This window comes from Caryophanon latum (assembly GCF_001700325.1).
GTDB lineage: Bacteria > Bacillota > Bacilli > Bacillales_A > Planococcaceae > Caryophanon > Caryophanon latum.
In genome coordinates this window covers 1-25,338 of the sequence record NZ_MATO01000059.1, presented here as the reverse complement: position 1 = coordinate 25,338, position 25,338 = coordinate 1, and the positions used below count along the sequence as shown (strand labels likewise).

Annotated in this window: 18 protein-coding genes; 1 reads left to right on the top strand and 17 read right to left on the bottom strand. The window is 40.7% G+C overall.

All coding sequences use genetic code 11. The annotated features are described in order from the left end of the window. Positions 1-554 precede the first annotated feature (554 nt). The 5 genes from A6K76_RS13480 to A6K76_RS13460 form a co-directional block, all read right to left on the bottom strand. Positions 555-1,661, bottom strand: a complete 1,107-nt coding sequence (locus A6K76_RS13480) for a methyl-accepting chemotaxis protein (RefSeq protein ID WP_066465966.1) — start codon at positions 1,659-1,661, stop codon at positions 555-557. 31 nt (positions 1,662-1,692) lie between these two features. Beyond that, positions 1,693-2,067 (bottom strand): hypothetical protein, encoded by a 375-nt coding sequence (locus A6K76_RS13475; protein WP_066465964.1) that lies wholly within the window; start codon positions 2,065-2,067, stop codon positions 1,693-1,695. 864 nt (positions 2,068-2,931) lie between these two features. Further along, a complete protein-coding gene (locus tag A6K76_RS13470) occupies positions 2,932-3,921 on the bottom strand; it encodes a tRNA dihydrouridine synthase (protein WP_066465962.1) in 990 nt (329 codons plus the stop codon). A gap of 147 nt (positions 3,922-4,068) precedes the next feature. Then, complete coding sequence (locus A6K76_RS13465) at positions 4,069-4,932, bottom strand: malate synthase (protein WP_342669513.1); 864 nt, start codon at positions 4,930-4,932, stop codon at positions 4,069-4,071. Between the two features lie 204 nt (positions 4,933-5,136). Further along, on the bottom strand, positions 5,137-5,778 hold the full coding sequence (locus tag A6K76_RS13460) for a hypothetical protein (protein ID WP_066465957.1): 642 nt from the start codon (positions 5,776-5,778) through the stop codon (positions 5,137-5,139). A gap of 225 nt (positions 5,779-6,003) precedes the next feature. Here A6K76_RS13460 and A6K76_RS13455 point away from each other — a divergent pair, with 225 nt between their 5' ends. Further along, complete coding sequence (locus A6K76_RS13455; RefSeq protein ID WP_066465952.1) at positions 6,004-7,047, top strand: zinc-dependent alcohol dehydrogenase family protein; 1,044 nt, start codon at positions 6,004-6,006, stop codon at positions 7,045-7,047. Between the two features lie 52 nt (positions 7,048-7,099). Here the strand turns inward: A6K76_RS13455 and A6K76_RS13450 are convergent, their stop codons facing one another. The 12 genes from A6K76_RS13450 to A6K76_RS13395 form a co-directional block, all read right to left on the bottom strand. Further along, a complete protein-coding gene (locus A6K76_RS13450) occupies positions 7,100-8,110 on the bottom strand; it encodes a TRAP transporter substrate-binding protein (protein WP_083995462.1) in 1,011 nt (336 codons plus the stop codon). A 14-nt stretch (positions 8,111-8,124) separates the two neighbouring features. Beyond that, entirely contained in the window at positions 8,125-9,822 is a 1,698-nt protein-coding gene (locus A6K76_RS13445) for a methyl-accepting chemotaxis protein (RefSeq protein ID WP_066465950.1), read from the bottom strand. Positions 9,823-10,236: 414 nt separating this feature from the next. Then, positions 10,237-13,263 carry an ATP-binding protein gene (locus A6K76_RS13440; RefSeq protein ID WP_066465948.1) on the bottom strand — a complete coding sequence of 1,009 codons (3,027 nt, stop codon included), beginning with the start codon at positions 13,261-13,263 and terminating at the stop codon, positions 10,237-10,239. Between the two features lie 33 nt (positions 13,264-13,296). Continuing rightward, a complete protein-coding gene (locus A6K76_RS13435) occupies positions 13,297-14,397 on the bottom strand; it encodes a response regulator (RefSeq protein ID WP_066465946.1) in 1,101 nt (366 codons plus the stop codon). Positions 14,398-14,827: 430 nt separating this feature from the next. Beyond that, a complete protein-coding gene (locus tag A6K76_RS13430; RefSeq protein ID WP_066465944.1) occupies positions 14,828-16,120 on the bottom strand; it encodes a protoglobin domain-containing protein in 1,293 nt (430 codons plus the stop codon). Positions 16,121-16,625: 505 nt separating this feature from the next. Next, positions 16,626-17,411, bottom strand: a complete 786-nt coding sequence (locus tag A6K76_RS13425) for a class I SAM-dependent methyltransferase (RefSeq protein ID WP_066465943.1) — start codon at positions 17,409-17,411, stop codon at positions 16,626-16,628. Positions 17,412-17,476: 65 nt separating this feature from the next. Next, positions 17,477-17,980 carry a QueT transporter family protein gene (locus A6K76_RS13420; RefSeq protein WP_066465942.1) on the bottom strand — a complete coding sequence of 168 codons (504 nt, stop codon included), beginning with the start codon at positions 17,978-17,980 and terminating at the stop codon, positions 17,477-17,479. A gap of 184 nt (positions 17,981-18,164) precedes the next feature. Then, positions 18,165-18,884, bottom strand: a complete 720-nt coding sequence (locus A6K76_RS13415; protein ID WP_066465941.1) for a 3-oxoacyl-ACP reductase — start codon at positions 18,882-18,884, stop codon at positions 18,165-18,167. A 53-nt stretch (positions 18,885-18,937) separates the two neighbouring features. Next, positions 18,938-19,159 carry a DUF2829 domain-containing protein gene (locus A6K76_RS13410; protein WP_066465939.1) on the bottom strand — a complete coding sequence of 74 codons (222 nt, stop codon included), beginning with the start codon at positions 19,157-19,159 and terminating at the stop codon, positions 18,938-18,940. Positions 19,160-19,235: 76 nt separating this feature from the next. Further along, the gene (locus A6K76_RS17225; protein ID WP_169818028.1) at positions 19,236-20,717 is read right to left on the bottom strand and encodes a methyl-accepting chemotaxis protein; all 1,482 of its coding nucleotides are present in this window, start codon (positions 20,715-20,717) and stop codon (positions 19,236-19,238) included. Between the two features lie 1,163 nt (positions 20,718-21,880). Then, positions 21,881-23,611 (bottom strand): methyl-accepting chemotaxis protein, encoded by a 1,731-nt coding sequence (locus A6K76_RS13400; RefSeq protein WP_169818027.1) that lies wholly within the window; start codon positions 23,609-23,611, stop codon positions 21,881-21,883. 342 nt (positions 23,612-23,953) lie between these two features. Continuing rightward, positions 23,954-25,338, bottom strand: a 1,385-nt coding sequence (locus A6K76_RS13395; protein WP_066465935.1) for a solute carrier family 23 protein, incomplete at its 5' end; no start/stop codon positions are given.

Genomic DNA, 25,338 nt, shown 5'->3' with positions numbered 1-25,338 from the left:
CTTACACCCTAAAGTTTATGCGCATGCTGGGCGCACAATAAAAAGCCCCTTCGTCAGCGAAGAGGCTTTCCTTGAGGGAGATTGATCTTATGACAGCGTAAAATCGGCTTACACTGTCTATACAAGGAAGGTGATTTTTTACGGCTAAAAAACAACTTCGATTGTATAACATAATACACTTTTGAGCAGTTATTATGTGTAGAGGTTTAATCGTATTATTTATATTTTCTACTTAGGGGAGTAGTATTTTTGTCGAACAATGCGATTTATATGATGTATAACCTCTTGTACTTATATTTTATCATATGCTATTTCAATGTAAATAAACCTTTCATCAACAAACGAAATTACTCACTTAATTGTGAACACTTTCACATATTAAAGAACATCACAAATCAAGCAATATCAAGCACTCAAGCTCATTTTTCGTCGAATTCTATTTTGTCACAATTTGTTTTTTTACAGAAAATTCAGTTGTTTCACGAACACTTTCATTATTGTAACAATAATAATAAATAGAAAAAAGAGATGCGCTTGAAGCACATCTCCAGTAATTATACAGCGATTGATTCCTTTAATTGAAGCAAACTTTTCGTTTCTGCAAGTAACGATGCCATCGTTCTTAGCTCATCATCACTAATTTCCATTAACTCCTCAAACATTTCATCTGATTCGCGTGAAATGAACGCAATTTCTTGCATCGTCGCTAGAAGCTGCTGTGCGCTCGCTGCTAGTTCTTCTGCATTGGCAGATGAGCTTTCATTGCTTTGTGCGATTACTTTCGTCGTCTCTACAATGCGCTCAAACATCGCGCCGATTTGGAAAATAATTTCATTCGTTTTTGAAAATTCCTTCGTACCTTGATCCATTGATGTCACAACCGTTGCTGTTTCCGACTGGATATTGCGAACGATGCTTGATACTTCAGCTGCTGATTGACGTGATTGCTCAGCTAATTTACGCACCTCATCCGCTACGACCGCGAAACCTTTTCCATGTTCGCCAGCACGCGCTGCTTCAATCGCCGCATTTAATGCTAGTAAGTTAATTTGCTCTGAAATATCCGTAATAACACGGACGATGTTACCGATTTCATTCGACTTGTCACCTAAGTTGCTAATGGCTTCAAACGTCGTGTTAATTGTACTGTTGAATTGATTCATCTGTTTGATCGAATTACGAATCATGTCGTTTCCTGATTCGGTTAACGCTAACGTCGAATTCGATTGCTCTGAAATTTCGTTCGCTTGAATCGACATCATTTCAATCGCTGCAGTCATTTGCTCAACTGACTCCGTGCTTTCTAACGTCATATTCAGTTGGTATTTTAAGCCTTTTCCTACTTCGTCAATTGCAGCACGCACGATATCTGCTTTTTCTGCTGCGTACTCCCCTTGATCAACAAGTTGTGTACCTTTTTCTGCAATTGTCGATGTAATTTGAACGATTTTTTCATTTTTCGTATGCTGTTGATCGATAAATTGATTGAATGTTACAGCTTCCTCACTAGTGCCGTTTAAACGATCTACTTGTTGACCGGACAGCACAACGTTCATTTTTTGTAATATTTCAGTCATTTGCATATGCTTGCGCTTTACTTCTATATATTTAAAACTTAAAAATAACGTTATGCATAGTAATATAATCGCTACGATCGTCATATGTATTGCTCACTCCTCCTTTTAATAGTCGTTAACGACGGCTAACATCCGCTACTGTATCATAAAATGAACCCGGAAAATTTTTCAGTGCTAAAGCGTTACGAATTTGTACCATCGCAATTTTCGATTTTGGTTTAACAATTGCAATGCGCTTATAACCATACGTTGTATAAAACATAATCGTGTCTCCTAGCTCTGCTGCTACTTTACGTGGTACTGGAGCTTGCAACGTAGCATCTACAACGAGCGTATAATGTGCTGGGTTATATGTTTTAGCAATCGTATTTAATGATTCAATATACTCACCGACCACATCTTCCTTTAGAAATCCTAGAACTTGCGTATGTACTTCTTTTTTATCCTCATATACAGCCATTCTATATTTCGGCTTGTCATATAATATCACCTGAATTCCTCCTTGAAACAAACTGAATTAAGCCTTTAGAACTAATTTTAACTCTCATATTTTTCATACTGAATTAGTATATATTACTCAAGTTAATTTCGCTATGACGTTTGTTTTTTAGAGTAAATTTTGTTTAATAACGATATTTTCTTTACTCAATTTTATGCATTACTATATTAAAAACTACTCCCTCCTAGACGACAAAACAACTCCCTCCAACATAACAGTACAGATTATTATTAATAATAGCTCATAATTACCATTTCAAAACTTAATTGATTATGCAGAAAAATATCAATTAAACTTATATTTTCAAGCATGTTTATTAGCCAATAAATCGGCCTGCTCGCAGCAAACTATGGAGATTGAACTTTTGTATTTAGCATGAGGAGAGCATCGTTCTTACGTTCAATTTATATAACTACAAAAGCAGAAAAGTGCCATTAGGAAATGTTGAATTTCCTGATGGCACTTGTTTTTGTCTCAGTATCATTTATTATTTACAGTTCTGTTAATTAGCCACTTGTATACAGCTACATTGGTCGTTTTTAACAGTAAAATAGCAATAAATACGGCTTTATAATGGCAAAGAGCGTGCGGCGAAACTCCTTTGGGAACAGCTAAAATTCTTTTTGCGACGAGTAATCGCAGGAGCAGGTGCCGAAACACCCCGCAGCCGTGAGGAACGAAACGGCGAGGAAGCTTGAGGAAGGTGGTGAACGCCACGTCTGTGTGGCACTACCTTCAGAACAAATATCGTGTTCGCCCCGGATCCCCAGGAATTGATGTGCGACAAGTAACGGTAGGAGCACCGCGAGCCGCCATACGCTCCTGCCAATTCACTCGCTAATCAACACGCTTGTATTATTCACTTTGCGGCTGTACGAAATCGTCATGACCACTTAAAAATTCATCAAGCAATGCACGCACTTCATTCGTTGATTTTGTATGCATAAGCTTATGACGTAGCTCACCCGCACCTCGGAAGCCTTTAACGTAAATTTTAAAGAAACGGTGAAGTCCCGACATCGCACGTGGCAATTGGTCTTCATATTGATCTTGTAAATCAAGCTGTAAATGCAGCAAGCCTAATAGCTCCTCAGTCGTATGCTCGCGTGGCTCTTTCTCGAATGCAAATGGATTTTTGAAAATGCCGCGACCGATCATCACGCCATCTACACCGTACTTTTCAACAAGCTCTAAGCCCATTTGACGATCTAAAATGTCACCGTTGATTGTGAGCATTGTGTTCGGTGCAATTTCATCACGCAGCGCTTTAATTTCAGGAATGAGCTCCCAATGCGCATCAACCGCACTCATTTCTTTACGTGTGCGCAGGTGAATCGATAAGTTCGCAATGTCTTGCTTTAAAATATGCGTTAGCCAGTCGCGCCATTCGTCAACTTCTTTAAAGCCAAGTCGCGTCTTCACGCTTACTGGAATGCCACCTGCTTTTGCTGCTTCGATTAGCTCCGCCGCAACGTCTGGGCGTAAAATTAAGCCGCTTCCTTTACCTCGTTGTGCAACGTTTGGCACGGGGCAGCCCATGTTTAAATCGATGCCTTTAAAACCCATGTCCGCTAAGTCGATACTCATTTTTCGGAAGTTGTCAGGATTATCTCCCCAAATATGTGCGACGATTGGCTGCTCGTCCTCTGTAAACATAAGGCGACCGCGCACGCTTTCGATACCATTTGGATGGCAGTAGCTTTCTGAGTTTGTAAATTCGGTAAAATAAACATCTGGTGCGCCTGCGTGAGCAACGACGTGACGGAATACGCAGTCCGTTACATCCTCCATCGGTGCGAGCACGAAAAATGGCTTCGGTAGCTGTTGCCAAAAGTTTTCTTTCATTATTGATTCATCCTTTCAGTTCATCGCGTTAAAATACATGTTACGAGAAAAATCACTTCATTATTTTATACTGTTTCGCTCATTTCGCCTACAAAACAAGCTTGCAAACGAAGAAAAATCGCTCACCACAGGATGGTGAACGACTTTTTATTGACTAATGCTTGCTAGTACACCACTGCGCGGAGAAATGTTGTTAATCGAAATTTGATTTACTTTACAGAAATGCTGTAAAAATAATTTCACATTAGTTTTTTCTTGTTGATTTGTTTTTAAGCTATAAATGTCGCGTAAAATTTGCGCTGTCCATTCATTTAAGAAGTAGCGGTATTTGCCTGTGCTCCAAGCCATTTTATTTGGTGTTTTATCGTTCATGTAGTAGTTCCAGAAGTAAAGCTGCGCTGATTCCTGCTCTGATAATTGGATGCGGAATTCTGAATGTGCCGGGATAAAACCATCATCACCAAGCTTGCCGTAGAAGCCTTCTTTTACCATGTATAAGCCTAAAATGCGACGGTCTTGCTCTGCCGTTTTTGGCGCGCGAGCTGTAATGATGACGGCACTATTTTGATGTAAGCGCACTGCTTTATTTGGCTTCCCTTTATTTTGACCGCTCTTCATTGCGCCCGAAAATAACGTCCAATCTTTAAATACAGCTTGCTTCTCTTCCTCGTCACACCAAAATACGAGCTGTGATTGTGGATGTAGCTTATGGTTTGTCGCTAGGCGCTCATATTGTAGACGCTTTTGCTCCTTCTTTTGTGCTTGCTCACGGTGCTGTTGCTGCTCTAATAATTTTTGCTGTTGGCGCTCTTCTTTTTCAACAATCATCTCAGAAAATTTCGCAGCGTCCTGTTCATTTTGAATCGTTAAATGCAGCTCAAATGCGTCTGGGTAAACAAACTTCTTCGCTACCTCATCAAACTGAATGCTAACAATCGCATCGTCTTGAGCTGTGATCGTTCCCGTGCCCCACTTCATATGTGTTACTTTTTTATTTAGTAAATCCATCATCCGTTTCCTCCTCGTCGTGCATGCTTCGTTCACCAACCGCTACAATTGTGGCTGTTTCGTTTCGTTAAAAAAGAATAAAAAAAAATACTGAACATTCTATAAATTGGATAGCAGAATGTTCAGTACTGTTTAATCAACAATTGTATTCTCTATTATATCATCCAAACGACAAAACAACAAACGAGGAGAGCGAATATACACTTTCTATATCGATAATTCCTCATAACGCTGCAATCGACTTCTCACGTGAACTGCTTGCAAATCGTCGTAGCTACACGTCGTTAATATGTTTTCAAGCTCCTGTAGTACTATATGGCAAACATTGCTCGCATATTGCGATACGTTGCCGATAGCGAAAACTTGCGTAATGTGTAGTCGTTGAATCATCGCTTCGATTTCTTGCGTTGATTTTTCGTTGCGAATGATGATTGGGTACATCCCTTCTGCGTACAGCACCCCTTCAAATAAATGAATGAGCTCATCTTGCTCGACTTCATCACCGATGAGCACAAGTACGATGTCACGCTGCATAGGTAGTTCACCAAGCTTCACTTTCGTCTCCTTTAAAATGTGACAATACATCTCTTTAATTTTTTCGATTTTGTCGTACGCAAGCAACTCATTCGTCTCTAAAATTTTAATAACTTTAAATAGCGGAATGTGAATGTGTGTATACCACTGTGACATATCATATGACGACAGTAAATATTCGAAATGCTGCTTAGCGACGCTGTACTGCGCGCGTAACACCGCCTCACATAAGCTTGTAAATGCGCGCTCTCGTGACATGTTCGGCTGTGAAATCATGCTTTTGATCGTTAGCGTAAAATCGTACGGTAACTGCATCACTTCCCTCGTTTGCAGTAAGCGCACGTTCGGAAGGAGCGGACTCGGTGCGTCGATGCTTTCAACAATCGCTTTCGTAGCGACACACTTTTAAATTCAGAAAATTCATACTAATCATCACTATTACATGTTATAATTTACGTGTGGTTGCTTCATTCCTTTCGCCACGTATTAAGCTTTTCCAAACAGATTTTCCTATACTACTATTTTTAGGAGGAATATATTTTGAAAGCACTTGTATACGCAGGACCAGGTAAGAAAGAACTTCGTGAAATGGAAAAACCAACAATTATTAATGACGGTGACGCGGTCGTTAAATTATTAAAAACGACAATTTGCGGTACAGACTTACACATTTTAGGCGGCGACGTACCTGCTGTAAAAGAAGGTACTGTTTTAGGGCATGAAGGAATTGGGATCGTTGAATCAGTTGGTTCAGGTGTGAAAAACTTCAAAGTCGGCGACAAAGTAATTATTTCTTGTGTAACAGCTTGTGGTACGTGCGACAACTGTAAAAAAGCATTATACGCGCACTGTGCAGATGGCGGCTGGATTTTAGGTCACTTAATTAACGGTACACAATCAGAGTACGTACACATTCCACATGCGGACAACTCGTTATACCACATTCCACAAGGTATTTCAGATGACGCAGCGGTAATGATTTCAGATATTTTACCAACCGGCTTAGAAATCGGTGTATTAAACGGACAAGTAAAGCCTGGTGACACAGTTGTCATCGTCGGCGCAGGTCCAATCGGTATGTCTGTTTTATTAACAGCACAATTTTACTCACCAGCGCAAATCATCATGGTTGACTTAGACGACAACCGTTTAGAGGAATCAAAGCGCTTCGGTGCGACACATACAATTAACTCACGCGACGCAGAAGCAACGATTAAAGAAATTTTCGAGCTAACGAACGGACGCGGCGTTGACGTAGCGATCGAGGCAGTTGGTTTCCCAGCAACGTTTGACATTTGCCAAAAGATTTTAGCGCCAGGCGGTCATTTAGCAAACGTAGGTGTACATGGTAAATCGGTTGATCTTCAGCTACAAGACTTATGGATTCGTAACGTAACGATTACGACAGGCTTAGTATCGACTTCATCGACACCGATGCTACTAAAAACGTTAGCGAGCGGCAAAATTAAAGTAGAAGAGCTTGTAACGCATAACTTCAAATTCGAAAATATGTTAGAAGCTTACGAAACGTTCCAAAACGCTTCGAAGGAAAAAGCGTTAAAAGTAATTATCGATTTCGAATAAAATAAAAGCTCTACAAACGCTGAATGAACAGTGTTTGTAGAGCTTTTTTATATCACTTCGCCGCTTCCATTAGCTTGTTGTAAAACTCCTCGCCGACGTCCGCTTTTACGTCCTCATAAATGCCGCTCATCGCTTCTTTAAACTTCAGCTTTTCCTCCTCAGGTAGCTCTACTACAGCGAGTCCTGCTTGCTTTAGCTGTTGCAATGCTTTTTGCTCGTCCTCTTTTGATAGCTGGCGGTTGTAGTCGCGCACTTCGAGAACGGCATTCGTTACAACTTGCTGTAAATCTGGTGAAAGCTGATCGTAAAAGCTTTTGTTCACCACAACTGGCCACGGAGAATACGTATGCCCAGTTAACGTTAAATGGTTTTGTACTTCATGAAACTTCATCGAATACATGAGCGTTAGCGGCGTTTCTTGCGCATCAAATTGCTTCGTTTTTAGCGCATCGTATACTGCATTAAACGCAAGTGGTGCAGCATTGGCGCCCGTTAACGACCACGCTTTAATTTGCATCGGATTTTCAAGTGTGCGCATATTTAACCTTGCCATGTCGGCTACTGTTGTAACGGGGCGCACGCTATTCGTTAAGTGACGGAAGCCGTTTTCCCAATACGCGATGCCGACAAGCCCTTTATCTGCCATCGAATCGAGCACGTATTGCCCAACTTCGCCGTCTAACACGCGATGAGCTGTTTCGAAGTCGGTAAATAAATAAGGTAAATCCCATACCGCCATATATTTCGTTGCCGCATCTAAAATCGCAGACGCTGGTGCCATCATCGTTAACTCACCCATTAATAACATCTCAAGCATTTCGCGCTCGCCGCCTAGCTCACTTGCTGGGTAAATTTCGACTTGAATTTGTCCGTCACTGTTCGTTTCGACAAGCTCTTGAAAACGCTCAAACGATGTATGCCCGAAATGGTCGATTGCGGTTGCGTGCCCGATTTTTAATACGTGCGGCTCATTCGTTGATTGCTCCTCCGCTTCGTCACTACAAGCAGCGAGTAACGACACAACTGCTAGCATGAAGACGAGCATCCATTGTTTACGTAACATAATACGTCCCCTTTCTACTGCTCGATTTTAAATTTCGATGTGATTTTTTGAAGGTCTTCTGCTAGCCCTGCTAGGAATTGTGCAGAAGCGGATACTTCCTCAAGTGCGGCATGCTGCTCCTCTGTTGCCGCCGCATTGTCTTGACTAATGTCGACATTTTTTTCCGTAAGACGTTTCGTTTCACCGACTGCATGCAGCATACCATCACTGCGATGCATCATCGTTTTTAACGACTCACTCACTTCTCCTACCTTATATGCGACATCATTCATCGCCTCTGAAATTTCGTGGAATTTATGATCCGTTTCCTTCGTGTCCGCTAAACCGATTGCGACTTGCTCGCTTTCCTCACTCATCATGCGTACCGATTCATCTGTTTCTCGTTGAATGTGCATAATCATTTCAGTAATTTGATTTGCCGAGCGCTTCGATTCCTCAGCTAGCTTACGTACTTCATCGGCAACGACCGCAAAGCCTTTCCCATGCTCGCCCGCTCTTGCCGCTTCGATTGCTGCATTTAACGCAAGTAAATTCGTTTGATCGGCGACGTCTGTAATAATTTCAATAATGGAGCTAATTTCATTCGAACGGTCACGTAACGACAAAATTGAATCGCTCGCCTTCGTTACCGATTTTTGAATGAAATCCATTTGGCTTACAACGTTATCAACTAAATCCGAACCGCGACTTGTTAATTCCTTCGCCACGCCTGCGATTTCACTTAGCTCATTGCTATTTGCAGTAATTTGCTGAATGTCATCATTCATTTGCGTCATCGTACCTGCTAAATCGTTAAAGTGAATGAGCTGCTCTTGGCTACCTTCTGCACTGCGCTGTGTTAACGACGCCACTTGCTCAGACGCTGCTGTACTTTCCTCGGCACTTGCTGCAAGCTGCTGACTACTTGCTGATACCGTTTGCGCAGAGTCTTGTACTTTGCCGACTACTTCGCGGAAATCATGTACCATCGTATTAAATGACTTCACCATGTCACCTACTTCGTCACGGTTTTTCACGACGATTGGCTCAACACCTAAATTACCTTCAGCTACTTCCTTCATGACGTTAGATACTTTTACGATCGGTTTTGAAATTGTACGGCTAATGAACATCGCAAGCAACAATCCTCCAACGATGCCGCAAATACTCATAATAATCATTGCCCATTTCGTCAAGCTAACATTGCGATTAATTTCATTCGTCTTCGCTAACACAATTGCTTCTTGTGCATCCTTAAGCTCTAAGCTTTTTGCATTAAATACATTCATAATCGTTTGACCAGAAGTGCTCAGTACATTCGTATAGCCAACGACATTGCCCTCCTGCTTAAATTGAATCATCTTTTGTACAATTTCATCAAAGCGCTGTTGAAACGCCGCAAGCTGACTAAGCTTTTCTAAGTCTTCGTCGCGTGTAAAGCTTTGCTGCATCGACGCGACCGCTTCGTTTGCCATCTGTAAATTTTCTTTATATACATCTATGTAATTTGCATTACCTGTTAATAAATAATTTGTAATCGACTCCATTTGGTTGCTATATAGCGCATCTAAATCTTTCGCTGCCATCGCATTGTCAATGTTGTCCTCAATTAATTGACTATATGATTTGTCCGTATAGCCTAGCTGGTTAATTGAAATAACGCTACCTAAAACAACGATAATTAAAATCGAAAGGAATCCTAGGAATAATTTACCGCTAATAGTAACTTTCATATATGCCTCCTATTCAATATTTTAAAAATATAATACCATATATAGGTGTTGTTACTATAAAAATAGTCAAATTATAGTATTTATTTTTGTTGACATTTTATATATAGACCGTGAATGTATTTTCGTGCTTTGTTAGTTAGCTCTCCATATCAAGGCAGGCTTTCCGTGGGCGTAGGGCAAACACAATGTTTGTTATAAAGGCAATGCCAAATCGACGTGGCACTCATTGTTTTCCTTAAGCCTTTCGTGTCACGCTTATGCCTCTATACTTACTCGAGGCAGAAAAACGTTTTCCTCTGCGGTTACAAACTGCAACAAGCATTTTCGCTTTTCCTGGAGGAGTCATTACAAATTTCAATTACGTAACGTAAAAAAACTGCACTGCGCATAAAAGATCGCAGTGCAGTTTAAAATTTAAGGTTGCTGTAACAAAATAGTAACCGTCGTTCCTTTTCCTTCTTCGCTCTCAAGATGTAAGCTTGCATTTTTCAGCAGCTTAAGTTTTTTCATCGGATTCGTAAAGCCAATTCTTGAGTTCTCACCACTAAGCAGCATTTGTAGCTTTTCTTTAGGAATGCCAACACCGTCATCTTGAATGCGAATCGAGACGAACGAACCTTCTTGTTGAACAGTAATATCAATCGTACCACCTTCTTGCTTTTTCGAAATGCCATGGAATACCGCATTTTCGACGAGGGGCTGAAGTGACAGTGCCGGAAGCATACAGTCAATGCTTTCATCAATGTCGTAGTTGATCGTTAAGCGGCTGCCAAAGCGCATTTGCTCAATGTACAAGTACGCCTTCACAAGCTCCATTTCCTCCTCTAGCGATACGATACTTTTTTGGTAATGTACATTTAGCTTCGCTCGGAAATATGTCGCTAAGCAATATAATGCTTCTCGCGTATTGTCGACGTCCGTATAGCTTAGCCCGATAATTGTATTTAACGTGTTGTACACAAAATGTGGCGTCACCTGCGTATATAGCGCGTTTAGCTCCTCCCCAATTGCATCCTTTGAAGACTGCTGCATCGCTAGTAGTGACTGAATGCGCAGGCGGAGTTCATCCATAGAAATCGGCTTTTGTAAATATTCATTCGCCCCTACTCTTAGTGACAGCAATAAATCTGAATGCTTCGTAATAGCTGTGAGTGCAATAATTGGCAGCTCTAGCATGTCGTACTGCTTTCGCACAAGCTCACATAACTCATATCCAGACATTTGCGCCATCATTAAATCGACGAGCATGCAGTCGACCTTGTTCGTTTTCAAATAATCGAGCACATGCTGTCCGTTATCAAACGCGATGAATGTGTAGCCTTCCTGTATAAGCATGTCCGCTAACACTTTAATGTTCAAATGGTCATCATCAACAATGACGATCGTTTTGTCATTCCCTTCATGCACGAGTGGTAATGTTAATTGAAACGCATTACGTACTCGCTGCATCACATATTGTTTCGGCTCGGCTAACGGTTGCTGCTCCGCTGTCGCAAGCGGCTGCGTAAAGCTAAATGTCGAGCCTTCACCGAGCGTACTCGTCACAAAAATATTACCGCCTAATTGCTCGATAATGTTTTTCGTAATGCTTAAACCGAGCCCTAATCCACCGCTATTTGTATCACGACTTACACGATAAAACGTATTAAAAATATACTTTACGTGCTGCGGTGCAATGCCTTTGCCTGTATCGGTCACATGAATGTGCATCTTCTCATTCACGACGCTCGCCGATACTGTAATGTGCCCTTCTGTCGTATGCTGAATGGCGTTATGCAACAAATTGTATAGCACTTGCTTTAAACGCAATTCATCGCTATAGAGCATTGGCAAATGTTCCTCAATAGTATTGACAACCGTTACATGCTGCTCTTTCGGTATGAGATGCCGCACTTCCATAATGACGTCGTTAATGACATCCATCGACACGACGCCACGCGTAATGCGCATTTCACCGTTAAAATGATTTGACGATACGAGTAAATCCTCAACTAAGTTGCCTAAACGCTGCGTCACGCTATGGATGAGTAAAATGTGTTCCTGCTGCGTGCGTTTCAATGAGCCGTACGTACCTTCCATTAAACTTTTTGAGACGTTTAAAATGCCATTTAGCGGAGTGCGCAGCTCGTGCGACGTTTTTAATAAAAACTCGTCCTTCATTTCGTTATATAGCAGCAACTCTTCAGACATTGCCTGTGCTTTTTTATACGCGACGTTTGCACGAAAGCTAAATAACGACGCAAAACTATATAGTATTAAAATAAATACGAGTAGCTCCGTTAAATTAATTGGCATACCTGTTAAAAAGTTAATCATTAATAAAATCATATAGCATACGAGCGACGTTAAAATAATGAAAATATAAAACGCACCGTCTAGCTTTTTCCGTAAGACGTTAAACAAAATAAATATGCTATACAATGCCGATAAAAACATAGCGACGACAAAAATAAGCTGATAAAAAAATACGCCATTTATCGTTGTTGGTACTTTTTCGTTAACACCGTAAACAATAAACAGTACGGCCAACAAAGTGTAAATGAAATATAAAATGTTTTTTCGCACGAGCTGTGGGTACATGCAATAAACAAAATGTGTTAAACAAAATACGAGAAGCGGCAAAATTCCTAGCTGCAAGCGACCTTGCTCGTATATGGAGAAATTCGTGAACAGTAGGAAAAATATTTTTTCATTAATAAACGACATGTACACCCCAAATAGCACCGCAAAAAGCCCGAAAAACAGCTCCTCTTTTCGCTGTAAATTTTGACTGTACGAAATAATGTAAATAACACCGAATATGATGTAGCAGACGCTAATAACAATGTTAACGAGTACTTTCAGCTGGTAATGCTTTTCGATCGCTTCCTTCGTACCAAATTCAATCGGATACAAAATGCCTGCCTCTGAATAATTTAAGTTGGCAACGTGTATGACGATATCGAGCACACCAGATGGACTTTGTACAAATACCGTATAGCGATCATCGCTTTCTGGTATAAACTCGGTAGCTGTATGCGTTGGATTGCCCATGCCACCAACTTCAATGTCATTAATGAATAGGCGATTAGCTTGGCGAATCGTACGAATGTATAGCCCGTATTGTTCATCATTTGGCACATGTAGGCGTATATGATACGTTCCAACAGATAGTCCTTCCTCGTTTGGCTGTACCGCGTTTTTCCAATCAGACGGCACATTAATGAACGTATGCGCCTCTTTATGCACTTCCTCTGGTGCAAGCAACGCGTTCGGATAAAACGACCAGTTACCATCTAACGCGAGAATTTCATTGCCTTCCAATTGCTCCTTCGTAATGACTGCTGTTCCATCATTAACGAGCTTCGCATGATTATTAAATAAATAGTGATAGTTGCCCATTAACAACACAACTACAAATAAGGCGACAATCGTAATGATTGCCGCTACATTCCTTTTCATTCTCCTGCCTCCCTTTGTGAAGTGACAGCACACTTAAATTATTTGTTGCATCACGCGGTCGTACATATGCTGAATATACGGTGGAATCGGTATGCATAATTCAAGCTCAAGTCGTTCTTTAATTACGTTGTATAGCTGTACACATTCCGATCGTCTATTTTGCTCAAACAGTAATGTCATTAACTGAAGCATGTAACGTTCATTATATACATCCAAATCGAGCATCTTTTTATAAAGCGTTTGCTTAAGCGCTGCTGTACAATGTGGTGTTTCCACAAATGCCTCAAACGTCGCAAGTACTTTTTCTTTTAGCTGCTGCTGCATCGGTATCACCCATTGAAAATCTTCTTCCTGTAAAAAATCACCTTCATATAGCGCCACGATACGTTCAATATGCTGCTCCTTATGCTGTTCATCTAGCAGCTTTATTAACTCCTCAAAATCACTTCGTACATTAATGGCTAACATGTAGTGATTGTTCACTAGCTGGATCGCATTATCAATTCCATTTGCTTTAAACAACTGCCGTAAATAATAAATTGCTGTATGTAAATTTGTCAGCGCCTTCTCGTGCCCCATTTCTGGCCAAAGCACCTCACTAATAGCTATGTTCAAAATCGGCTTATGCTGATGCACCCATAAATATAAAAAAAGCTCGCGCGTCTTTTTCGTGCGCCATTTCACCATCTCATTCTCATTATTCATTAAGTAAAATGTGCCCATCGTATGCGCTATAAGGTAATGTTCCTTCTCTACAGGCTGCTGTGTAGAAAGCTTATGCTGTGCCTTCTCTAGCGCCTTTTGTAACCGCTTCGGTGTTACCGGTTTCAGTAAATAATCCGTCGCCTCCACTTCAAATGCCTCGACCGCAAAATGACTGTGCGCTGTCACGAATATAATTTGACTTGTTGGATAATGACTTTTTATATGCTCAGCTACGCGCAAGCCATGCATACTTATCATTTCCATATCTAAAAATACGACGTCAACTCGTTTGTTTTCTAGAAAATAAAACGCATCCTCTACGTTCGTAAATGCTCCTTCAATGACGACTGGAAACGGCTTAAACTGCTCCAGCATCATACGTAATACTTCAATTGCCATCATTTCATCGTCTATAATAATCGCTCTCATCGAAACCTTCCTAAACATCAAAAATATTATAAAAAAATAGTAGCACAAACTAAAGTTTGTCCTACTATCGCTGCACTTAACTCATTAATCGTCAGCTTCAAATATGACTATTATAATATATACGAGAATTAACGGCAATTTTTTAACATTTTTCATCGAGCGTGTTAATTAGATGCTTGCTTGACAGGCGCGTACGGTCGCTTGCATTTCTACGACTTAGCGGCGAACGCCCGATAAAAGTGGCGAATCAACATACCTACTATGCATCCAGTTGCCCCTCATAAATCAACTAACGCTACGAATAAACCCATTTTTTCGTTTACAGCCTTCATTTGTTCAGAATTACAGAGTTTTTAGACACGTCCTAAATAGTAAGCCGATTAATATATACTCATAATGGTACCGCTCGTCAACTAAAATCTTTCATTCGTTATGTGTCTAATGAATGGCATAGCGCGGCTAAGCCTGATGCTGAATTCGTCACCTCGTCAAACGCTATACCGAGACCGCTAACAACACGTACAATTGTTTCAATAGACATTTCCATGACATTATTTTGCTCTTTTGTTTTATTCATTGAATGTAAAATTTCATCAAATTGATTTTCCGTTTGATTCATAATTTCTTCTCCTGTACAAATATCTTGCTGAATTAAATGAAGTGACTCACTTAATTGTGTTGCTTTACTATTTGTACTATCAATTAAATGTTCCACATGTTTAACCGACGTCTTCGTTTGATCGGATAATGAACGAATTTCTTCTGATATAACGCTAAATTCCTTCCCCCCATCGCCGACTCTCGCTGCAACAATCGCCGCGTTTAGCGACAATAAATTCGTTTGGTTAGCGATGCTCGTCACAAGTTGCATAATAGATTCCATTTCTTTTAAAACATCGACTAAACAATAAATGTTATTTGCTACATCTGTTAGTTTATCGCCCATGCTCCCTATTTTGAACGATTGCTCAGAAATTTGCGCTTTCCCTAATCTTGCTCGTTGCTCCGCTTCACACGACTGTTCATACGCGAGTTTTGCAAAGCTCTCGATTTCAAGCAACTGATCATCTAGTTGATGAAAGGATGTACTCGTTTTTTTTGATATCACTGCTAAGCTTTCCGTCGATGCTTGAATTGTTTCACTAATATGAGCTCGTTGCTCCTCATCTTTCCTTTTGAGCATATCTACTGTTTTTTCAACTTCTTCAACGACGAGCTGCTGTTCAAAGTGGAAAATTTTCGATACAGCGCGCAATATATTAAGCTGATCCATTGTATTTGAAATTTGCTGTTCAATAATTTTAACAAGGCTATCAAAAATTGTTTGAAATGCGGCAATATAAGATTGTGTGCGTAATCCTACTCGTACATGTACACGAGCAATCGTTACACGTTTTTCATAATAGGCATAATCGATAACACCGTCGAACATTTCTAATATGTGCGCTCGTAACGTACCTTTCAAACGATTTAACGTACTATTTTTTTCAATAATATCGATTAACTCTGCTTTTTGCATAATCATCGTATAAAAATCTTCCACGATGCTCTCGATATGCTGTTGCACGTACGGCTGTAGCGCGTTTAAATATTGTAAATCTTGAACGGTAATATGTAGCATATTCACTTGCTGTTCTAGCTCTGTACAGCTAGATAAATTAATAACACCTCGGTAATTTGTTAAATCCATTGCTTTTGTTTTCGTTCTTTTCTGAAAAAACATAAAGTGAAACTCTCCTATTCACATTTCGTACCTAATATCAAACGTATTGATTAGCGATTCAACTGGCAGTGCGCGTATTGCGGCTCATTTTATATGTGCGATTACTCGAGATAAATCAATTCCTTAAGCTTGCTGCCACTAACATTGTGCATTTGTTTCTATTTTGCTGTTTAAACCAATCGAATTCACTGTATAAAAATGTCCAATCAACAAATATGATTTAATTATTCTGTAAAGCTTATCAAATATCTCTAAACAAATTCTGAACGACTATAACTATCGATGTTATAAATTTGTACACAAAAAGAAAAAAGAAGTTTCATAAGAGAAAATACTCACATAAAACTACCTAAGTTGATTAACTCATCGTTTGGCAGGCTCGATTTCATCTTCCGTCGCGCTTTACGTACTGTTTCGTCACGAGCTTTCATTAAGAAGCTTCGCCGCTCGTGCTCTGCTACTACGACGTTGAATAGAATGATTAAACATGGCGGATCAACGCACACTAACTTTTTTTATTATAACTAAACAACCGATACAGCTTCGTTGAAAATCTCCCTGCATACAGTTTTTGAAAAATGAACCGCTCGATGCCATTTAGCTGCTGCACAAAATGCACTGGCGTCATCGTATGCTCATGTACGAACGTAAACGCCTCGCTCTGTAATGTTTGCGGTTCACGTACACCGTATACACGGCTCACACCGACATCGTGAATCGGATTTTTATATGTCGACAGTTTCGCCGCAAGCTCCGTATAGCAATCCATTAATAGCACCGCTTCGTCAAAATGCTCACTCACCTGCTGCATAAACGCACGCAGCTCATCGTTCGTCACGTACATGCTAACACCTTCCACTGCGACGATTGCACAGCGCGTTTCACGAATATGCTGTCGCCAATTATGTGCGCGAATGTCCGCCGCAATCATGCGATAATTCGATGCTTCCTCGTAATAACGTTTACGCTCGTCAATCACTTCGGTAAAATCGATATCATACCACATACGCTTCGTGCCAATGCGTAGTACACGACTGTCGAGTCCACAGCCGATATGCAAAACGACCGCTTCTTCATACTTGTTTAATTGCTCCATCACCCACTCGTCAAACACCGCCGCCCGCATGCCCATATAATAAGCAAGCCACTTTGACTTCGCCTTGCCCGTTAGCTGAAATCCTTCTGACGCCCAAATTTTTTCTGCCATATCGTCGCGGAGAAATAAGCTTTTTTGGCTGACGTACGCTTTGCCGTATAAAGGGATATATAGTGTTTTATTTACCTCGTCCATGCTAGCTCCTCCATCCATTCAAAAAAAACGATGCTTAGAACATGTCTAAGCACCGCTTCATTCATCTATTTCGTAAAATCAATTTTCTTATGTACTAAATACATCGTGACGCCTCCGACTAGCATTGAGAGCGCTTCTCCTACTGCCACAATTCCGTACGTTTGCCAAAATGGTAAGTCAAACACAATCATAAGCTGCGTTGCAACGGTAAACATCGAAATTGTGAAAATGATGCCCGTTATAACGAGCTTCCACACAATGTTGTCGATGTTTCGTGTAACGAGGCGACAAATGATGAGCACGACGAATGTCGCAATCCCCCCGACTGGCACATCAATCCACCACATCGGTGAAAAGAAGTTTGCGATGACGACACCTAACGTAACGGCGACGATATATCGCTTGTGAAACAGCACTAAATAGTTAAACATTTCCGATAGTCGTAATTGGACCGCGCCGAAGCTAATGACAGATAACATGACTGTCACGGCAACGTAAAGCGAGGCGACTACTGCCATCTTCGTCGTTTCCTGCACATTCGTTTGTGCATGAGAAACCGCTTTTTGCATATTCAATTTCCTCCTTTATGAAATAACGTATGCCGCTACTTCACTAATAACTATGACCAAAGGAGCTGCGGTGCTAGTACCGTGCCGAAGTGTCATAGTGCGTTATATATTAGCTCACCGTCATTATTTAACATGTGAATAATATATCCTTACTTATTTTACTACACGAAACAGCTATCGCCTACTACTTATTCATCCAGCCGCCATCAAGTGGAATGATCGTCGCATGCATGTAGTCGCTTGCGTCGCTCGCTAAAAATAACGTCACGCTCGCCACCTCATCTGGGCTTGCCCATCTTCCTGCTGGCGTTTGCTCGGCTACCCATTTCGCCATCGCACCGTCACCTTCAAAATCCGCTGCGTTCATCGGCGTTTGAATTGCACCTGGCGCAATGCCGTTAACACGAATGCCTTCCTTGCAATAATCGTATGACAGCTGCTTCGTATAACCGATCACCGCATGTTTAGACGCTGTATACGCTGCACCGCCACCACCTGCAATCATTCCTGCAATTGACGCCATATTAATAATGATGCCGCTCTTTCGCTTTAACATATTTGGCAGCACCGCGTTCGTCACGATATACATGCCCTTTACGTTCACATCAAAGACGCGGTTCCATAGTTGCTCGTCCGTCTGAAGCGTCGTCGCATAGCCGTCAAGTACACCAGCTGTATTACATAAAATATCAACGTTCACATCACGCAATGCCACTTCGATTGCTTCTTTATTCGCAACGCTCGCCAAAATATGTGTGTAACGCTCTTGCGAAATATTCGTCTTTGCTACGTCAACGCCTACTACATGCGCCCCTCGCTGTAAAAACGCTTGCACTTGTGCTTGCCCGATACCTGATGCTGCACCTGTGACAACGACTGTTTTTCCTTTAAATGTTTGCTCCATCTTGTTCCCTCCACACAAAAAGCCGACTTGCGTAAACAAGTCAGCTTCTTTTTTTATTGTACAACTACCCAATCGTCTGCTAAAATATCGCACACAGTTGGGGTAAACATCGTATAGCCCTCACCTGTTACGTTAATAGCGAAGTACGGGTTCATCTTTAATCCATCTAGTTCTGTTGCTGGCACGTACTTCACGTATAGCTCTGCGCCACCCCAGCCTGCACGAATAATTTTCTCGCCTGCTTTTAATTTCGGTAAAATGTCCTCAAATGTCATGTTCATCTTCCTTTGCGTTTAAAGTTGTTTGTTCCATTATAGCAAGGAATGGATGACATGTTGACAACGTTTTCACTTAGCTACTTTTCATCAGCTCCATCATATCAATCGACATTAAGTTAATTTCATCCGCAGAAGCGTTTAATTCTTCCGTTAACGTCGCCTGCAGCTCTGTTAATTCACTAATTTTCCCCATTTGTAAAATGATTGACGTAATCGATTGCTTTACATTGTCTAAACTCGTATCAATTTTGCCTGTCGCTTCTGCCGAGTGAATCGCAAGCTTACGAACTTCTTGCGCCACGACGTCAAAGCCTTTTCCATGCTCGCCTGCACGTGCTGATTCAATCGATGCATTTAAACCGAGTAAATTCGTTTGATCCGCAATGCTTTTAATGAAGTTTGAAATTTCCGCTGTTTGATCGGTCGTCTCCTTCACAGTATTTGCCGCTTTTACAGTTAGCTCCTGCGATGATACAAGCTCCTGCGCATGATTTGAAATTAATAAAATCGCTTCATTCATCGCCTTAATGGAATGTGACAGCTGCTCAAACTTATCGTTCATTTGCACAACAGATAATTCTTTATTTCGTTCAGCTGTAATATCTCGAATAATGCCAGCTACACGTAAAGGTGCGCCATTTCGGTCACGCATCGTTTCACCGGTTGCGTGGAACCAATGATAATTGCCATTTTTAAGCTGTAAACGATATTCGACATCAAACGGTGTTCTACCTGTATAATCTAATAAATGATTCGCAAACGCCTGCATCGCCATCGCTTTATCCTCTGGGTGTAATCGGTCACTCCATGAGCTCATTACGTTTGGAAAATCGCTTTCATCTTTAAAGCCTAAAAGCTGACGAAATTGATTTGACCACCAAAATTCATTATTCGGATTTACCGGGTCACCTTTTTCAACGGTCATATCCCAAAACGCTTCAACTAGCACTTTATTAATTAAATCTTGCTTTATAAAATAGTCCGATAGCTTATCCATTTTTTTCTTTTGTTCATGAATATTTACCATACAACCAACGATCGTCGTACGCTCTCCTTTATGTAGAGAAATTGACGTCTTCACCCAAAGAGACTGTCCGTTTGCGTGATGAATGACGTGCTCTGCCTGTATCGTTTGCTGGCGTGCTGTGCTGCGTAACGCATCGTTTAACTGCTGTTCGAAAACGCTTACATCTATCGCCTGATGAATTGTTTTAAACGTTTGTGGCAACATTTTCTGCCCGCTATAGCCGAGCATCTTTTCACTGGACGGGCACCATGTAATAACGTTATCCGCATGCATTAAATCGTTGTTGTGCACTTCGCACGTCCACACTCCGATACCTGCAAGCTGAAGCGCTTTAAGTTGCTGATCTGCCATTTGCTGTTGCGCGTTCACTTCCGTCGACTGTACTTGAACTACATTTAAACGATCAACAATTTTTTTATACGTTTCATTTTCAGTTAAATAATCTAACTTTGAGCATGTACCACTTGCTAAATTTTCGCTTTGTGCTAAAAGAATTTCTAATGATTTTTTACTTTGTCTATTAAACACTATATGTAACGCTCCTTTATATGTCATAATCTTTAATTTGAAAACTTACAGGTCTGTTAATACGCCATTTTTCTACAGCTGAATCGGTCGGTTTCAGCCGCAAAATGGAAATCAATTGTCGTCGCTAAGAGCGGGCGGCGAGCCTCCTTATAAAACAGCTTATGCCAAAACACCCTGTAAAACGTGACGCCGAATCGGTGCGGAAAATTGAGAACGGCGATTAGCATCCGATTAGCATCATTACACAAAAATCGCTTTCATGACCAACACAATGTTCATAGCCGAGCCTCCGAATAGATCTGTCTCGAGTAATCAAAGAGGCAAAACGAGCCACAATACACGAACTACCAATTAAATCGCGAATCAAAACGCTTGGAAAACTTACATACTTATTGTTGTTTTGAGCGATTAACATGTTACATTCGATACTAAAACGTAATATGCGCTGCTATACATACTATGTTCACTATCGCATCATTAACAAAAATATGGCTCTTCACCATAACTTGGGGTTGCTTTTCACGTCGAGGCAGGCTTTCCGCGGGCGCGGCTCAAGCCTCCTCGTCGTTCGTGCCTCACGACTGCGGGGTCTTGAGGCTCGCGCTTTTCCCGCTGGAGTCCGCCTCTCGTTTCAAGCAACTTTTATACGCCAACCCCAGCTTACGGTGATGAACCAAAAATATGTCATTTGTAAAAGCCGTTGAACAGAATACCACATTTAGGATTTTTTAACTACAAAAAATTGAATAAGTAGTTCTTTATCCCGAAAAACGCTCTTTTTTTGCTTTATTATATGTTTTTGTCCATGTAATTATTAGTCATCAATAATTCAAAGAACCTTTAATAAACCTATAAATTAACATATTATTAATAATAAAATCCCCCGAAAAGGATATACTCCTTTTCGAGGGATTTTTATATGCTCAAGTATTTTTCATAAATTAACAAGCGTGTTGATTAGCTGCTAAATGGGCAGTGAACTGATTACGGCTCGCTTCCTGGGGCTCGGCGGCGAACACGATGTTGGTCATGAGTCACGAGCTATTCCCCAAGGAGTCTCGCCGCCTGTTCACTGCCATTATAATACTGCGTTTATTTCCTATTTGCTGCTCCAAACAATCGATTTAGCGGTATAAAAATGACTAATCAACACGTCTGATAAATTAATCAATGTGGAAACTATGAATCATCGTATTTACTTTTTCACTGAGCTCATTTAACATTTCAGCTGACTTTTGAAGGTTGCCAAATATTTCTGACTGGTGATCAACCGAAGCGTATATGAGCTGCGTCTTTTGCGACACGTCACTCACAACATGCGATATATGATGAATCGCTTCCACGACGTCTTCTTTAATATGATTAGCGTGCGAAATTTCATCATTAATTTCTGCAAGCGAATGCAAAATATGATTGATCGTACCACTAATCGTATTAAATGCGGCCCCTGTTTCCACCATTAGTTCACTTTGCTCATTATTCACAACAGCAGCTTGATTCATTAAGTCGAGCGTTTTCACTGTATCATACTCAATCGTCATGACCGTATCTTCAATTTGCTTTGAGGCAATTGTAGATTGTGACGCGAGCTTTTGTACTTCCGACGCAACGACCGCAAAGCCAACTCCGTATTCCCCAGCCCGTGCTGCCTCAATGCTTGCATTTAACGCAAGTAAGTTCGTCTGATTCGATATGTCATTTAACGTTTGCACAATCGAGCCGATTTTTTTCATATTGTTCGCAAGGTCTTGTACTACTTCAATCGCTTCATGTGTACTATTAATGGACATAGCCGTTTTTTGCTGTAAGTTCTCAAGCTTCCCTACACCTTCATGCAGCACATAATTCGCATTTTCCGAAAGACTATCCATATACGCATTTTTCTCATTTAAGCGATTGATCACGTCCGATAGCTCAAGCGTTTTTAAATTCGTCGCTTCCGTTAGCTCCGTTTGCTTCGCTACATCGTGTGCAATGCCTGAAATTTCTTTACTAATTTTTTCGCCCATACTACTTGTTTCCTCTGAAATGGCTGTTAGCTCGTCGGACGATTCACCGAGATGATTCATCGTCGTTTTCACCGTTGAAATTAGCTCTTTCGTTTGGTTTGCCATCACATTAAAATCATTCGATAGCTCCCCTAATTCATCGTTCGTAAATGTGTCGATCTTCACCGTTAAATCACCGTCAGCCATCTTTTTCACGTTCGTTCTTAACGTCTGAACAGGACCGTTAATTGAGCGAATAACCCATAGCCCAAGTAGTACGCTAATAATTAAACAAAAAACGATTGTGATGCACGTGACGATAAATAAATCCGTATACTTCTCCTTTGATTGCTGCAACACAACATCGTTATGATCAAAATACAAATCCCCAATAACATCTAACGCATCTTCAGCAGCCGCAAACGTTTCGTACCCTTCACTTTGAGATAACGCTAACCCTTTTTCACGATTAGCTAGATTTGAAGATGACAACAGTTGCACGATGTCATTTGAAATTGTAAAGTATTTTTCTTTCATGCCTAAATATGTATTAATGAGTGCTTGCTCATTTGTAAGATTGCTAATGTTCGAGCTGTACTCCGCAAAGCGCTCCTCAATGTCCTGCATTTGCCCGTTGTACTCTTCCATTTGCTCATTAAATTCATCCGTACCTGGCTCATATAAATATAAGTTTTTTTCGGCGATATGCATTTGGTGGAAGTCAATGCCGACCGTACGCAACAAGTTCGAATTTTTCGCGCGCACTTCTAAGCTTTCTTCGAGCGACGATTGAACGTTTTGAAGATTATACAATCCCGACATTCCAACTAATATGTTCGTTGCTACTGCGACGATAATAATGATAGATATTTTTGCTTTAATCGACATTTTTAAGTTCTTTATCATAGTTAGTTCCTTTCTATGTGATTCTCCTATTAACTCATAGTTATAAAAATGTATGTAATTTAGCATTACATCCTTATATAAGAAAATATCCACTTCTTTTGTCTTATGCTTATTCTCGATTAATTTTAGCATAATGGTCATCTTCTAGGAACTGGAAATATGCCAAAATTACATTTTAATGAATATTTTTCAGCTCGCCACTATAACTTAAGTTTACTTTCCGCAGTGCGGCTCAATCTTTATTCGTAAACGCCAGCTCATAGAAAAAAAGCAGTCATATGCAACAATAAACTCGCATACGACCGCCTTATACGTCGTGACTATGAAATTTGAAGCGAATGTTTATTTCGAATCAGGATCTAAAACAGCTACATCGCCTTCAACTGCTTGTAATTCAGCTTCTTTCGCTGCTGCTTTTTGCTCCGATTTAAAGATTGATGTACGCTCAATTAAAATGTATAAAATAACACCCGTAATTAAACCTGGCGCTGCGCCGTATACTGCTAATGCTACCGCCATGACACCGGCAACACCGCGCTCAGCTTCTGTTTCAACTTGCTCAATACCAATCGTAATACATAAATAACCTGTTAAAATTAACGTTAACGATAACGCAACTGGCAGTACCGGTTGGAAAATCGTTACGAGTGGTAACATAAATAATGCAAGGAAACCAGCAATCCAAAATGTACCGGCACCACTATAAATTGAATCCATTGCGCTTCGACCATTGCGGTAACGCTCTGCAACTGTTGCAGTAATCGCTGTCCAAATCGGACCAGCTAAACCAGGGTACGGTGCAAAGAATGAGTGTAATAAGTTACGAATACCTGTAATAATATGAATGCGGTTTGTGTTTGAATCGATATGTTCATCTTCACGATCTTTCTTTGCACGATCGACTAACGCACCACCTACTACAATATCACCGTAAGCAATAATGTATGCGATGATCGCTGTCGGAATCGCCGCTATGTATAAGCTTAAATCTGGGAAGCCAACTGTAAACGGTAAGTAATTCCACATTTCACCGAATGCAGGTAAATTCAGTCCCCACTCAACGTTCGGTGTTTTATATTCTCCTACCGCCCATCCAATGACGATTGCAATTAATAATGCTGGTACAATTCCTGCATTGGCAAGGAATCGTGCAAATTTATTGCTTGATGACAGCTTTTTGAAAGATAATGAGAACAGTAAATAAATTGCGACAAAGCTACCAATTGTTAATGAAATTGGTGTTTCTGCTAAACGCCCACCTGCTTGAATTTCGCCTAAAATTGCCGCGATCCCTGCCCCGATTAAAATACCACCTTTTAATGAGTTCGGTAAGTTGTTCGCAAGCTTGGCACCAAGCCCTGTAATACCTAAAAATAAGAAAATAAATGTGACTAACAATTGCAATGCAACTAACGCTTTAATTGCTTCTGGTCCAGGCTCATAGCCACTTAAATAAAGCATGACGATTGGAATCGCCGGTGTAATCCATCCAGGTACAACCGGTTCCCCAAGTAATGCTGGTAACAAGAAGCCGATACCACAAACGAATATATATGCCATCGCAACTTCATATGGTAAACCTAACCCTTGCTGTAATAACGGAATCATACTTACACTTACTACGAACATAATAAATGCTTGTATAAATTCTGCTTTCTCAAGTCGATAATGAATAAACGGTATACGAATTTTAAAAATACCGAGTGGGAAATACGGTTGTTCTTTCC

Bases quoted from the DNA above. Each gene is read 5' to 3' on its own strand.
- A6K76_RS13460 (WP_066465957.1), bottom strand. From the start codon at position 5,778: ATGCAGTTACCGTACGATTTTACGCTAACGATCAAAAGCATGATTTCA.
- A6K76_RS13440 (WP_066465948.1), bottom strand. From the start codon at position 13,263: ATGAAAAGGAATGTAGCGGCAATCATTACGATTGTCGCCTTATTTGTA.
- A6K76_RS13415 (WP_066465941.1), bottom strand. From the start codon at position 18,884: ATGGAGCAAACATTTAAAGGAAAAACAGTCGTTGTCACAGGTGCAGCA.
- A6K76_RS13465 (WP_342669513.1), bottom strand. From the start codon at position 4,932: ATGATGGATTTACTAAATAAAAAAGTAACACATATGAAGTGGGGCACG.
- A6K76_RS13435 (WP_066465946.1), bottom strand. From the start codon at position 14,397: ATGAGAGCGATTATTATAGACGATGAAATGATGGCAATTGAAGTATTA.
- A6K76_RS13410 (WP_066465939.1), bottom strand. From the start codon at position 19,159: ATGACATTTGAGGACATTTTACCGAAATTAAAAGCAGGCGAGAAAATT.
- A6K76_RS13480 (WP_066465966.1), bottom strand. From the start codon at position 1,661: ATGACGATCGTAGCGATTATATTACTATGCATAACGTTATTTTTAAGT.
- A6K76_RS13420 (WP_066465942.1), bottom strand. From the start codon at position 17,980: ATGCAAAAAGCGGTTTCTCATGCACAAACGAATGTGCAGGAAACGACG.
- A6K76_RS13425 (WP_066465943.1), bottom strand. From the start codon at position 17,411: ATGGACGAGGTAAATAAAACACTATATATCCCTTTATACGGCAAAGCG.
- A6K76_RS13470 (WP_066465962.1), bottom strand. From the start codon at position 3,921: ATGAAAGAAAACTTTTGGCAACAGCTACCGAAGCCATTTTTCGTGCTC.
- A6K76_RS13400 (WP_169818027.1), bottom strand. From the start codon at position 23,611: ATGATAAAGAACTTAAAAATGTCGATTAAAGCAAAAATATCTATCATT.
- A6K76_RS13445 (WP_066465950.1), bottom strand. From the start codon at position 9,822: ATGAAAGTTACTATTAGCGGTAAATTATTCCTAGGATTCCTTTCGATT.
- A6K76_RS13450 (WP_083995462.1), bottom strand. From the start codon at position 8,110: ATGTTACGTAAACAATGGATGCTCGTCTTCATGCTAGCAGTTGTGTCG.
- A6K76_RS13430 (WP_066465944.1), bottom strand. From the start codon at position 16,120: ATGTTTTTTCAGAAAAGAACGAAAACAAAAGCAATGGATTTAACAAAT.